The 12,560-nt window shown below is 69.5% G+C and carries 12 protein-coding genes and 1 pseudogene; 6 read left to right on the forward strand and 7 right to left on the reverse strand.

Going from position 1 to position 12,560, the window contains the following annotated elements:
• Window positions 1–103: 103 nt before the first annotated feature.
• Window positions 104–490, reverse strand: a complete 387-nt coding sequence (locus ABZV91_RS30860; protein WP_355249263.1) for a DUF732 domain-containing protein — start codon at window positions 488–490, stop codon at window positions 104–106.
• A 451-nt stretch (window positions 491–941) separates the two neighbouring features.
• On the opposite strand from ABZV91_RS30860, the pseudogene ABZV91_RS30865 reads away from it, so the two are divergent.
• From ABZV91_RS30865 to ABZV91_RS30880, 4 genes and pseudogenes are all read left to right on the forward strand, one after another.
• A pseudogene (locus ABZV91_RS30865) lies at window positions 942–1,882 on the forward strand (ABC transporter substrate-binding protein).
• Between the two features lie 238 nt (window positions 1,883–2,120).
• Complete coding sequence (locus tag ABZV91_RS30870) at window positions 2,121–2,951, forward strand: ABC transporter ATP-binding protein (protein WP_355249264.1); 831 nt, start codon at window positions 2,121–2,123, stop codon at window positions 2,949–2,951.
• Window positions 2,944–3,822, forward strand: a complete 879-nt coding sequence (locus tag ABZV91_RS30875) for an ABC transporter permease (protein ID WP_355249265.1) — start codon at window positions 2,944–2,946, stop codon at window positions 3,820–3,822. Before ABZV91_RS30870 ends, ABZV91_RS30875 begins: the two co-directional genes overlap by 8 nt.
• Before the next feature lie 10 nt (window positions 3,823–3,832).
• The gene (locus ABZV91_RS30880) at window positions 3,833–5,119 is read left to right on the forward strand and encodes an LLM class flavin-dependent oxidoreductase (RefSeq protein WP_355249266.1); all 1,287 of its coding nucleotides are present in this window, start codon (window positions 3,833–3,835) and stop codon (window positions 5,117–5,119) included.
• Between the two features lie 241 nt (window positions 5,120–5,360).
• Here the strand turns inward: ABZV91_RS30880 and ABZV91_RS30885 are convergent, their stop codons facing one another.
• From ABZV91_RS30885 to ABZV91_RS30895, 3 genes are all read right to left on the reverse strand, one after another.
• Complete coding sequence (locus ABZV91_RS30885) at window positions 5,361–5,714, reverse strand: GntR family transcriptional regulator (protein WP_355249267.1); 354 nt, start codon at window positions 5,712–5,714, stop codon at window positions 5,361–5,363.
• A gap of 5 nt (window positions 5,715–5,719) precedes the next feature.
• Window positions 5,720–6,688, reverse strand: coding sequence for a hypothetical protein (locus tag ABZV91_RS30890; RefSeq protein ID WP_355249268.1), 969 nt, complete (start codon window positions 6,686–6,688; stop codon window positions 5,720–5,722).
• Window positions 6,689–6,879: 191 nt separating this feature from the next.
• Complete coding sequence (locus ABZV91_RS30895; protein ID WP_355249269.1) at window positions 6,880–7,119, reverse strand: hypothetical protein; 240 nt, start codon at window positions 7,117–7,119, stop codon at window positions 6,880–6,882.
• A 99-nt stretch (window positions 7,120–7,218) separates the two neighbouring features.
• Here ABZV91_RS30895 and ABZV91_RS30900 point away from each other — a divergent pair, with 99 nt between their 5' ends.
• Complete coding sequence (locus ABZV91_RS30900; protein ID WP_355249270.1) at window positions 7,219–7,596, forward strand: TfoX/Sxy family protein; 378 nt, start codon at window positions 7,219–7,221, stop codon at window positions 7,594–7,596.
• A gap of 6 nt (window positions 7,597–7,602) precedes the next feature.
• Here ABZV91_RS30900 and rsgA read toward each other — a convergent pair whose 3' ends face one another.
• The 3 genes from rsgA to ABZV91_RS30915 all read right to left on the reverse strand — a co-directional run bounded on the left by rsgA (window position 7,603) and on the right by ABZV91_RS30915 (window position 11,497).
• Window positions 7,603–8,604 carry a ribosome small subunit-dependent GTPase A gene (rsgA, locus tag ABZV91_RS30905; protein WP_355249273.1) on the reverse strand — a complete coding sequence of 334 codons (1,002 nt, stop codon included), beginning with the start codon at window positions 8,602–8,604 and terminating at the stop codon, window positions 7,603–7,605.
• Complete coding sequence (aroA, locus tag ABZV91_RS30910; RefSeq protein WP_355249274.1) at window positions 8,601–9,911, reverse strand: 3-phosphoshikimate 1-carboxyvinyltransferase; 1,311 nt, start codon at window positions 9,909–9,911, stop codon at window positions 8,601–8,603. The genes rsgA and aroA overlap by 4 nt, the downstream gene beginning before the upstream one ends.
• Window positions 9,912–9,991: 80 nt before the next feature.
• Entirely contained in the window at window positions 9,992–11,497 is a 1,506-nt protein-coding gene (locus ABZV91_RS30915; RefSeq protein WP_355249271.1) for an aldehyde dehydrogenase family protein, read from the reverse strand.
• Between the two features lie 185 nt (window positions 11,498–11,682).
• On the opposite strand from ABZV91_RS30915, the gene ABZV91_RS30920 reads away from it, so the two are divergent.
• On the forward strand, window positions 11,683–12,528 hold the full coding sequence (locus ABZV91_RS30920) for an SOS response-associated peptidase (RefSeq protein WP_355249272.1): 846 nt from the start codon (window positions 11,683–11,685) through the stop codon (window positions 12,526–12,528).
• The last annotated feature ends 32 nt before the right edge of the window (window positions 12,529–12,560 follow it).

Genomic DNA, 12,560 nt, shown 5'->3' on the forward strand with positions numbered 1-12,560 from the left:
CTCCTTTAAACCTCCTCTCCCCAACCGCCGCCCCCCCCCCGACACGGGGCCCCCCCGCCGATCTGTGGGAAGGGTCTCCCGGTCTTGCCGGGCGGGGAGCCGCTCAGTCCAGCCCGGTGTGCTGCGGGCAATAGGCGCCGACGGCGGCATCCAGGAACAAGTAGGGGTATTCCACGAACGGCCGTGCTTCCTCGGCGAGGTAGGTGCGGTTCGCCGGGGTGTTACCGGAGGTGCCGAGATAATCGCACTGGGCGTGGGCGAGGGCGATCGCCGCGTCCTGGAGCGGGCGGGGCTCGTCGTCGAACGCACTGGCGCGGAGGAATTCCCGGTCGGTGAAGGGTAGCTGCGCGACGGAATCGTCTTTGCCCGCCGGGCTGTGCACACCCGCCGTACCCGGTCGCGAGACGCCGGGAGGGTGTGCCGAGGCACTGGAGAAGCTGCCGAACACGAGCGCGGCGGTGACCGCGCCGATGGCCAGAATTTTGAGCATCGTTCCTTCTGTGTTCGTTGGTGCGGGACGGGATGGTGGGGCAGCGGGGCCCGCCACGACGGCTCGGACCCGGACAGTCGCGCCGACGTCTCGGTGCCGTCTCGGCCGAATAACTTCGGTGCGCGCCGCATGTTAACTCGGCGCGAAGCCGGTGGTTCGCTGATTCGCCGTGCGTCGCCGAACATCCCATCAATTTGCCTGATCAATTTCCGGGAATATGCGGTGACCAGCTGCGTTGAATCGCTGCTGTGCCGTCACCCGGGTGCGGAAACGGCGCGAGTTCGGAATCGGCTCCGAGGCGAAGGGTTCGCAGCCGCGCGCCTGGATCGCACGATGGCCGGGCAGCGCAACCACAGGGGGCGGAGCCCATGCCAGTACATCCGGATACGACACGGAGTCATCGACGGCCAGGGGCCGCCGCCTGTGTCGCGGCGGTCTCACCGCCCTGCTGATGCTGCTGTGCGCGTGCGGTGCGGGTGGCCGGGCCGCCGACCTCGGCTACTACGACACGATCCAGTTGGAGTGGGTAGGCGACACCACCAGCGGTCCGCAGGACATCCAGTCGGCGGCCGCCGGGGATATCGATTTCGGGTCGGCGTTCAACGGTGCCGTCGTCGAGCTCGATGCGGCCGGCGCTCCCATCACCTCGGTGCTCAGCTCCTACGGTGCCGACGCGCACGAGTACACCGGGTATAACTGCTGCAGAACAGCCCGATCCGGTCGGCCCGCGACCTGATCGGCAAGAAGATCGTGATGAACACCCTCGGTGCCCATCACGAATTCCTCACCCGCGAATGGCCGGCCCAGCAGGGCCTGACTCCCGATGAGATCAAGTCGGTACAGCTGGTGGTGGTACCGCCGGTGAACACCGAGCAGGCGCTGCGCGAGGGACAGATCGATGTCGCCACGCTGAATTCGATCCAGCGGGAGAGCGCGCTCGACCGGGGCGGGATCCGGGCCCTGTTCACCGATCGGGATCTGTTCGGCGCGTTCAGCTACGGCACGTATGTGATGCGAGTCGATTTCATCGCCGCCCACCCCGAGGCGGTGCGCGATTTCGTCCAGGGTACCGCGCGGGCCATCCGCTGGACCCAGGTCCGGCCGCGCGACGAGGTGGTGGCCCGCTTCCTCGACATCATCCACAGGCGGGGCCGCACCGAAAGCGCCGACCCCGTGAAATATTGGCCCAGTTCCGGGATTCCGGTGCCGGGCGCGGTGATCGCCGAACGCGAACTGCAGATATGGATCGACTGGCTGGTCCGCAACGGTGAACTCGACGAGGGCGAGTCGACGGCCCGCGATCTCTACACCAACGAGTACAACCCGTACGCCAATGGGACCTACCCCGCCGACGGCGGACCCGACGGGCAAGCTCTGGCCGGCGAGAAATGAGCACTGCACCCATCGACATCCGGACGCGAGAGGGCGTCGGCCATCGCGAAGAGATCGGAATCGTCGCGGTTGTGCCCCGTCTCGGTATCGCGGCCCCGCGGCGACCGGTGCGCGGCCGTACCGGCGGCGCACCGGCGCGTTCGATTCGTGCTGACCCAAATGGTTCAGACTTCACAGCTCCGGCCGCACCATGGCGGGGAGCCCCAGCACCTGACGGACGAGCATTGGCCGGTGACACATGAGCAACACACCCAAACTTCGCCTGGCTCAGGTGAGCAAGAGTTTCCCGATCCGGGGTCGGCAGACCGAGCTGACCGCGGTCGAGGACATCACCCTCGACCTGGCCGCGGGTGAGTTCCTGGTTCTCGTCGGCCCCAGTGGTTGCGGTAAATCCACCCTGCTCGATCTGCTCGGCGGGCTCAGCACCCCGACCTCGGGCCGGATCCTGCTCGACGGCGCCCCGATCAGTGGTCCCGGCCTCGACCGCGGAATCGTCTTCCAGCAGTACGCCCTGTTGCCGTGGCGAACCGCTCGCCGCAATGTCGAATTCGGCCTCGAAGCCAAGAGGGTGCCACGGGCCGAACGCCGGGAGCGCGCCGAACACTATTTGGAGCTGGTCGGTCTGGCGGGTTTCGCGGACCGGTACCCGCACGAACTGTCCGGCGGAATGAAACAGCGCGTGGCGATCGCCCGCAGCCTGGCCTTCGACCCCGAAGTGCTGCTGATGGACGAGCCGTTCGCCGCGCTGGACGCGCAGACCCGGGAATCGCTGCAGGACGAACTGCTGCGGATCTGGGAGCGCACCGGTAAGACGATCCTGTTCATCACCCACGGCATCGACGAAGCGATCTACCTGGGTCAGCGGGTAGCGGTGCTCACCTCCCGGCCCGGCCGGGTCAAAACGGTGGTCGACGTCGATATCGACCGCACCGCGGAGGACATCCGCTCCGGCGCGGAGTTCCGTGCCCTGCGCCACCGGATCTGGTCCCTGCTGCACGACGAGGTCGAACGCGCTCACTCGCTCGAACTCGCCGATATCTCGACGACCGAAGAGGTTCAGCATGTCTAGCGCACTCGCCACCGGAACCCTCGACGCCCCGCGTGTCGCCGGGTCCGAGACCACCCCCGCCCGGTCCACCGCATCGGTGGGCCCGCCGGCCCGCCGGCTGGGTCGGCGGCTGGGCGGACTGGCCTGGCGGGTGGCGAAACCGTCGGTCGCGATCCTGGCCTTCCTGGCACTCTGGGAGATCGCGCCCCGGGCGGGTCTGGTCGACAAGGTCTTCCTGCCGCCGTTCACCGAGGTCGCTGCCACCTTCTTCGAGTTGATCGGGAACGGGCAGCTCTGGGAGCACGTATCGACCAGTCTGTCCCGCGCGCTCACCGGCTTCGTGATCGCGGTGGCGATTGCGGTCCCGCTGGGGGTCGCGATCGCCTGGTACCGGCCGGTGGCCGATTTCCTCAACCCGGTCCTCGAACTGTTCCGCAACACCGCCGCGCTGGCGCTGCTACCGGTCTTCGTTCTGGTCCTGGGGATCGGCGAGACCTCGAAGGTGGCGCTGGTGGTCTACGCCTGCGCCTTCCCGATCCTGCTCAACACCATCTCCGGGGTGCGCACGGTCGATCCGCTGCTCGTCAAATCGGCACGTTCGCTGGGCTTCTCCCAGCTCGCACTGGTGTACAAGGTGGTGCTGCCGGCCGCCGTACCGACCATCTTCACCGGCCTGCGGATGGCCGCGGCGTCCTCGATCCTGGTGCTCATCGCGGCCGAGATGGTCGGGGCCAAGGCCGGGCTCGGGTACCTGATCACCGCCGCGCAGCTCAATTTCCAGATCCCCGACATGTACGCGGGGATCATCGCCATCGCGCTGGTCGGGCTGGTCTTCAACGCGATCCTCGTGTTCGTCGAGCGTCGGCTGTCCGGCTGGCGTGTAGCTCTCTAGACAGGTAGTGATGTCGCACCAACTCCATCTCAACGCGTTCCTCATGGGTGTCGGCCACCACGAGGCGGCCTGGCGGCATCCGCGGACCGAGGCGCGCGATGTGCTGCGTGTCGGCCACTTCCAGGAGCTCGCGCGGATCGCCGAACGAGGCAAACTCGACTCGGTGTTCTTCGCCGACGGCCTCGCGGTGGGCCCCCGGATCGAACGCAATACCCAGGCGGTGTTCGAACCGATCACCCTGCTGTCCGCGATGGCCGTGGTGACCGAACGCGTCGGCCTCATCGCCACCGCCTCCACCGGCTACAACGAGCCGTACAACCTCGCCCGCGCATTCGCCTCGCTCGATCAGATCAGCGGCGGGCGGGCCGGCTGGAACATCGTCACCTCCGGAACCGCCGACGAGGCCGCCAATTTCGGCTACGACGAGGTGCCCGACCACGACGGCCGGTATGTGCGGGCGGCGGAGTTCGTCGACGCCGCGACGGGTATCTTCGCCGATCCCTCGAAAGTGCATTCGATCGATCACCACGGGGATCGCTTCACGGTGCGCGGTCCGCTCAATGTGCCGCGGTCGGCGCAGGGACGCCCGCTGCTCGTTCAGGCCGGTTCTTCGACCAGCGGTAAGGATTTCGCCGGTCGCTACGCGGAGGCGGTGTTCACCGCGCAACGCTCGATCCCGGAGGGCCGGGAGTTCTATCGCGAGGTGAAGGCGCTGGCCGCCCGCCACGGACGCGATCCCGGCGAGGTGGTGATCCTGCCCGGGATCGTGCCGTTCATCGCCGAGACCGAGGCGGCCGCCGAACGGCTCGAGCAGGAGTTCACCGAGCTGATCTCCCCGGAGTACTCGCTGCGCCAGCTCTCCCGGATGCTCGGTCTGGACCTCACCGACCACCCCCTCGACGCGCCGTTGCCGCCGCTGCCCCCGATCGAACAGATCCGGGGTAATCAGAGCCGCTACCAGCTGGTCAAGGATCTGGCCGCCCGGGAGTCGCTGACCGTCCGCACACTCATCGCCGCGCTCGGCGGCGGCCGCGGACATCGCACCATCGCCGGCACACCGGAACAGATCGCCGACGATCTGCAGGCCTGGTTCGAGGCGGGCGCCGCGGACGGTTTCAATGTGATGCCCCGGTACCTGCCCGGCGGCCTGATCGATTTCGTCGACCAGGTGGTCCCGATCCTGCAGGCGCGCGGCCTGTTCCGCACCGAGTACACCGAGCGGACGCTGCGCGGGCATTACGGGCTCGGCCACCATACGAGCCGGTTCGCCTCGGTCGCGGCCGTGGCCGGCGCCTAGCGACACGCCGGGCGGGCGCGGGTAGCGCCGCGGCGCGCGTGCGGTGGCGCCCGCACCCGGCGGAGCCGGCCCCGCGGCCGGTCTCGCCTGCCTCGGGTCGGCGGGCGTCGGCTTCGTCGGCGCGAGGGGCCGCCGCCGGCCCCCGTCGTCCGGGCTCGCCGCGTAGCTGGGCCGAGCCCCGGCCGAGACGCCGCGCGTTCCGCGGCCGGCCGCTCCGCACCGATGGCGCTCGCCGGTACGGTCAGCGCGCGGCGGCGCGGACCAGTTCGAGCAGTTCGGTCTCGTCCAGGTCGATGCGACGGGCGGCGTCCACGAGTTGCCGGGCGAGTTCGATCACCGCCGCCCGCCCGTCGGGAGCCCCGGCCCGGACCGTGGCGCCGCGCCCGCGACGCAGTTCGATCAACCCTTCGTCGCGCAATCGCTGATACCCCGCCAGCACGGTGTGAATGCTGACCTCCAGCGATGCCGCGAGTTCCCGGGCCCCGGGTAACCGGGTACCGGCGGGGGCGCCGCCGTCGGCGATCGCGCGCCGGACACAGGCCGCGATCTGATCGGCCAGCGGTTCGGGCCGCGCCGGGTCGACACGGATCAGCATCGGGTTCAGTCCGCCCGTGCGACGACACCGGCCAGTACGCCCGCACCCGTGCCGGCGTCGTCGACCGAGACCACGAACCGGCGCCCCGAGCGGCGCGTCACCACGAGACCGGGGCCGGCGCGCAACACCACGGCCGTGGCACCCGGGATCATCCGGATGCCGTAACCCCCGTACCGGAGCGGCGAGATGTCGTCGGCCGACACTTCCGCGATATCGCCGGGGCGCAGCCGCCAGCGGGGCCAGCCCAGCGGGCCGGTCCCCACGGTGAGCCCGCGCTGATCCACGACCACCCGCAGCACTGCCAGCTGCGCCAGCAGAATCCCGGAGACCGCCAGCAGGGCCCCGGTGATCGGCTGGGCGACGAAGCCGACCACCACGCCCATGAGCACCGCGACCACGCCGGTCAGCAGCATCCACGGCGAGACAGCCCGGCGGGACCAGCTGACACGTTCGGTGCGGCCGAGCGCGAGAGGCTCGGCCGGCGCCGGCCCGGGCGCGCCCACCGGGGAACTCGGCGCGGCCAGCCAGCCCGCCGCGCCGAACAGCAACCCGGCGAGCGCCGCGGCGGCGAACGCCCACCCCGAGAGGGTGATCCGCGCGGGATCGGCGGCGTCCAGGTTGGCGATCGTGGCCGCCAGCATGATCACTCCGAGGAAGCCGCCCACACTCCAGGCGGTGGCGACCAGGGATCGGACCGGGTCCACGGGGGTGTCGGGCCGGCGGACGCTCGTGCGGGCGCCCACGAGGAGGATCACGGCGAACAGGATCCCCAGGCCAAGGCCCAGGCCGGCGGAGATGGCCATGGTCGGGACCCGCCCGGTGAACCCGTCGGCGCCGTCACCGGTGAAATGGGTGGCCAGCGGATCGGGCAGCCGATCGGCCGCCACGGCCAGCAACACGATATTGGGGACCGCGGACAGGGCGGGCGGGAGTCCGGCGAGTAGGCAGAGCCGGAGTGGGCCGAGGGTGGTCATGGGCACCTCCTTGTTATGTTTGAACTATAACAAACGGCGCAATGGGCGCGCCTCGGGACCCCGCGGACAGGTCGGCGTCGCCACGGGCGGTGCAAGTCGGCGGCCGCCGGGGATGTTCCGCATCGATCGCCCGAGGGGCGCTCGGGTGCATGCGGGTGTAAGGGTTCTGGGTCGCCGGCCGGTCGCCGGGATCAGCGCCGCTGCCCGACCGCGGGCAGGATGGCCTGGTCGACGATATCGGCGAGGATCCGATCGTCGGGGAGTTCGCCCGAGTCGAGGGAGAACTCGAGGACGAGGGCTTCGCCGATATCGACCACGACGGGGGTGAGCAGCCCCGGGTCGATACGGCCGGCGTCCGCGTAGTGCCGCAACACGGTACTGGTGAAACGTCCGCCCTTCGGCTCGAACACCTGGGTGTAGACGCGTCGCAATAGCTACGCAACTGTAGCTATGAATGCGCGGAGCGGACGCGCCGGCCGTGTCGGGTCGGTGTCGGGAGAACTGTCGGCCCCCGGGCGCACACTGGCCCCATGGCATACGACGAGGAACTGGCGGAACGGGTCCGGGAGGTGGTGGGTGGCCGCGCCGGGGTGTCCGAGCGCCGGATGTTCGGTGGACTGGCTTTCCTCTTCGGCGGACATATGGGAGTAGCGGTCAGCCGGGAGGGCGGCCTGATGGTCCGGATGGAACCGGCCGCGGCCGCCGCGCTGGTCGACGACAGCTCGGTGACCCCCATGGTGATGCGGGGCCGGGAACTGGACGGATGGCTACGGGTGACCGAAGCCGCGGTGCGCACCGACCGCGACCTCACCACCTGGGTCGAGCGCGGCGTCCGGTTCGCCGGGTCGCTCCCGCCCAAGACACCGAAACCCCGGGCACCGCGGCGCAAGAGCGTCCGGCTGCCCTAGGCGTGCTCACCACTGGTCGTTGGAGTTCAACGCGACCAGCAGGCGGCGGATCGCGGCCACCCGCCGCGCTTTGTCCGGCAGTTCGTCCAGCGCGCATTCCGGGTCCGCGGGCGGCCCCAGATGCGTACAACCACGCGGGCAGTCCTCGATCGCCTCGGCGAGATCGGTGAAGGCCGCGATCACATCATCGGGCGTGATGTGGGCGAGGCCGAACGATCGCACACCCGGAGTGTCGATGACCCAGCCGCCACCCGGCAGCGCCAGCGCGACCGACTGGGTGGAGGTGTGCTTGCCCTTGCCGACCCCGGACACCTCGCCGACCGCCCGCTCGGCGTCGGGAACCAACCGGTTGACCAGCGTGGACTTCCCGACCCCGGAATGTCCCAGGAAACAGGTGAGATGGCCGGTGAGCAGGGCCAGGGCCGCGTCGAGCGGGTCGTCCGTTCCCGCGTAGACGATGGTCAGGTCCAGATCGTCGAACGCGGCCGCGAATGCCGAGTCCTCGGCCAGATCGTGTTTGGTGAGGCAGAGGACGGGTTCCAGGCCGCCGGCGTAGGCGGCCACCATGGCCCGCTCCACGAACCCGGTGCGCGGCGGGGGATCGGCCAGCGCCACCACGATGAACAACTTCTCCGCATTACCCACCACCACCCGTTCGAACGGATCGGTGTCGTCGGCGGTGCGTCGCAGCACCGTGGTGCGTTCGGTGACCCGAACGATCCGCGCGAGCGTGTCGGGGCGGCCGGACAGGTCGCCGACCACCTCGACCCGGTCGCCGACCACGATGGGGGTGCGACCCAGTTCCCGGGCCCGCATGGCCACCAGCGGGCGCTGCGGATCGCCGTGGAGCACACACCCCCAGCGCCCCCGGTCCACCGAGACGACCATCGCCGGCTGCGCGTCGCGGTGCTCCGGGCGGGTCTTGGTCCGCGGCCGCGAACTCCGCCCGGGACGCACCCGGACATCGGATTCGTCGTAGGAGGCGGTGGTGCGGCCGCGCCGGCTCAGTGAGCCGCTCCCGGTTCGGCCGACTGCGGGTCGAGCATGGATTCCCACAGGGCGACGAAATCGGGCAGGGTCTTGGCGGTCGTCCCGATGTCCTCGATCTCGATCCCCGGTACGGCGAGCCCGAGAATCGCGCCCGCCGTGGCCATCCGGTGGTCGGCGTAGGAATGCCAGCGGCCGCCGTGCAGCGGGGCGGGGACGATCTCCAGGCCGTCCTCGGTCTCGGTCACCTGCCCGCCGAGCCGGTTGATCTCGGTGGACAGGGCCGCCAGCCGGTCGGTTTCGTGCCCGCGCAGATGGGCGATACCCCGCAGTCTGGACTCCGAATCGGCCAGCGCCGCCAGTGCCGCGACGGTCGGCGTCAACTCGCCCACATCGTGCAGATCGATATCGATACCGGCCAGCCGGTCCGGGCCGGTCACGGTGAGCGCGCCGTCGCCGAACCCGGCTTCGGCCCCCATCCGCACCAGGATCTCCCGGATCACATCGCCGGCCTGCGTGGTCAGCCGGGGCCAGTGCGGAATGCTCACCCGGCCGCCGGTGACCGCGGCCGCGGCCAGGAACGGGGTGGCATTGGACAGGTCCGGTTCGACGGTCCAGTCGACCGCGCGGATCGGGCCCGGGGACACCGTCCAGGTCTGCTCGCCCCGGACGTCGGTGGGCGCTTCGACCGCGACATCGGCGCGGCGCAGCATCTCGACGGTCATCGCGATATGTGGCATGGAGGGCAGCGCGCTACCGGAATGGCGCACCACCACGCCCTCGTCGAAACGCGCTCCCGACAGCAGCAGACCCGAGACGAACTGCGAGGAGCCCGAGGCGTCGATGGTGATGGCGCCGCCGCGCAGGGCGCCGGTCCCGCGCACGGTGAACGGCAGCGCGTCACCCTCGATATCGGCGCCGAGTCCGCGCAGCGCGTCGAGGATGGTCCGCAGCGGGCGGACCCGGGCGGCGATATCGCCGTCGAAGGCGGTCTCGCCCACCGCCAGGGTCGCGACCGGGGGTACGAAACGCATAACGGTTCCGGCCAGGCCGCAGTCGACCCGCCCGCCCTGTAGCGGCGCGGGGGTGACGGCGAGGGTGTCGGCGTCACCGATGATCTGGGTCCCCAGGGCACGGAGCGCGGCGATCATCAGACCGGTGTCACGGCTGCGCAGGGCGCCGGTGATGGTCGAGGGACCGTCGGCGAGCGCGGCCAGGACCAGTGCTCTGTTCGTGATCGATTTGGAGCCGGGCAGGGTGACGGTCGCATGCACTGGGGCATCGACATGGGGCGCTGGCCAGAAACTCACTCGACCATCTTGGCGCATCGAGGTGACATGCGTGTCGGTGGTGCTCGTAAGTGTGTCGCCGGGCACCACCGCTCGCGTCCGCATCTGTGGCGGCCGGACTACTTGTTGCGGCCGTGCAGCAGCGGCACCATTTTGCGCAGCATCTTCATGTTGGCCTGAGTGCGGCGATAGCTCTGCAACGCCATCCCGGGAATCGTGAAGCGCTGCACGGCGATCGAATGCGGCCGGACGAATTCGCGCATTCCCGGCTCACCGTGGATACGGCCGATACCGGAGTCGGCGCTGCCGCCGAAGGGCAGCCCGGGGATGGCGGCGAAGCCGAGTACCGAGTTCACCGAGGTCGCGCCGACCTTCAGTCGCCGGGCGATCTCGAGCCCCTGCTTCTTCGAGTACACCGCCGAAGCCAGGCCGAAGGTGGTGTTGTTGGCGAGATCCACGGCCTCGTCGATGCTGTTCACCGTGGTGACGGTGACGGTCGGTCCGAAGGTCTCCTCCTTGACCGCCGCCGAGTCCTCGTCCACGTCCACCAGCACGACCGGTTCGATGAAGGGGCCCTTGATCGATTCCGGACCGCCCAGCAGCGCTTTACCGCCGCTGGCCAGCGCCGCGTCGATATGCTTCTTGACGATGTCGATCTGGCTCGGCATGGTCATCGGGCCGTAGGCGGCGTCCTTGTCGGAGCCCGGCTTCACATCCTTCAGGATGCGGGTCAGTTCGGCGAGGAACTCCTCCTTGACCGACTTGTCCACGTAGACGCGTTCCACACCGGCGCAGGTCTGACCGCTGTTGGAGGTGGCGCCCCAGGCGATGGCGTCGGCGGCGGCCTTCACATCGGCGTCCGCGGCGACGATCACCGGGTCTTTACCGCCGCACTCCAGCAGCACCGGGGTGAGGTTCTCGGCGGCCGAGGCCATGATCTTGCGGCCGGTGGCGGCCGAACCGGTGAACGCGACCTTGTCCACGCCGGATTTCACCAGCGCGGCCCCGGTCGCGCCGAAACCGTTGATCGCGACGAAAACGCCCTCGGGCAGCTCCGGATTGGCCTCGGAGAATGCCTCCGCGAGGAAATTGCCGATTCCAGTCGAGAATTCCGACGGCTTGAACACCACGGTGTTACCGGCGGCCAGGGCGTAGGCCAGCGACCCGTTAGGGGTGTAGACGGGATAGTTCCACGGCCCGATCACGCCGATGACACCCAGCGGCCGGTATTCGATGCGGGCCGAAAAGTTCGCCATCAGCGGGCCCGAGGGGACCTTCTGGGGTGACAGGATCTTCTTGGCGTGTTTGGCCGCCCAGGCGATGTGCTCGAGCGCGAGCATCAGCTCCAGAAAAGCGTCGTCGAGCGGTTTACCGTTCTCGGCGTGGATGAGCGCGCAGAATTCATCGGATGTGGCGACGAGCCGGCTGGACCAGCGCAGCAGGGCCTTCTTCCGGCCGTCGAAACCCAGATCCTCCCAGACCGGAGCGGCGGCGCGCGCCTTCGCGACAGCCGCGCCGACCGCCTTCTCGTCGGCGACCGGGTATGTGGCCAGGGTCGCTCCTGTGGCCGGATCGACCGAGGTCAGCACCGATTCTTTCGCGGTGGCGTTTTCGGTGGTTGTCACAGGTTCTCCTCTGTGGACGTAGGGCGGTAGCTGCGCGCGTGAACCGGCAGCCTGTGACCGCCGCGTCCCCGATGAGAGAATGCTAAGACATAACTCTCAACACGTCACCGGTACTGCTGCCATCATTGTCGCGGACCGGCCGGGGATTGTCTTGATCTGTCGGTATTCGGTGCGAGTATCGAACTATGTGCGGACGGTATGCGACAACCACGGACCCCGGCCGGCTCGCGGTCGAGTTGGATGCCCTCGACGAAACCGTGGGCTTCGGAGCACCGGGCGGTGGCGGGCCGACGGCCGGGGCGGATGCGGCCACCCGCGGGGGCCGGGCACCGGAGGCCAACTACAACGTCGCGCCGACGACGCAGATCGTGACGGTCGTCGACCGGCATACCCACGAACACCCCGAGGACACACCGAGCCGCCGTATCCGGAAGATGCGCTGGGGGCTGATTCCGCACTGGACCAAAGCCGCCGAACCGGGAGTGCCGGTGAAGGGGAAACCGCTGTTCAACGCCCGGGCGGACAGAGCGGCCACGCTCCCGTCGTTCCGGGACGCGGTGAGATACCGGCGCTGTCTGGTCCCGATGGACGGCTGGTACGAATGGCTCGTCGAACCCGATCCGGCGGGCCCGGGCACCGGGAAGAAGCCCAAGGTGGTCAAGCACCCGTACTTCATGTCCCGCCCGGACGGTGAGCGGCTGTACATGGCGGGGCTGTGGTCGGTCTGGCGGGATCGCTCGCTCGACGATCCGGAACCGCTGCTCTCGTGCACCATCCTCACCACCGACGCTGTCGGCGACCTCACCCGGATCCACGACCGGATGCCGCTGCCCATGCCCCGTGAACACTGGGACGCCTGGCTCGACCCCGATCACCGCGCCCCCGCCGACCTGCTCGGGCCGCCCAGCGACGCCCTGGTGGCCGAGATCGCGGCCCGCCCGGTGTCCACCCTGGTGAACAGTGTGAAGAACAACGGCCCGGAACTACTGGCGCCCGCTGCCGATGAGGCGGAGCAGACCACTCTGCTGTGAGGCCGCCTCGGCCCGGGACGGTTCACCGTCCC

The sequence above is a fragment of the Nocardia sp. NPDC004568 genome (assembly GCF_040609955.1).
GTDB lineage: Bacteria > Actinomycetota > Actinomycetes > Mycobacteriales > Mycobacteriaceae > Nocardia.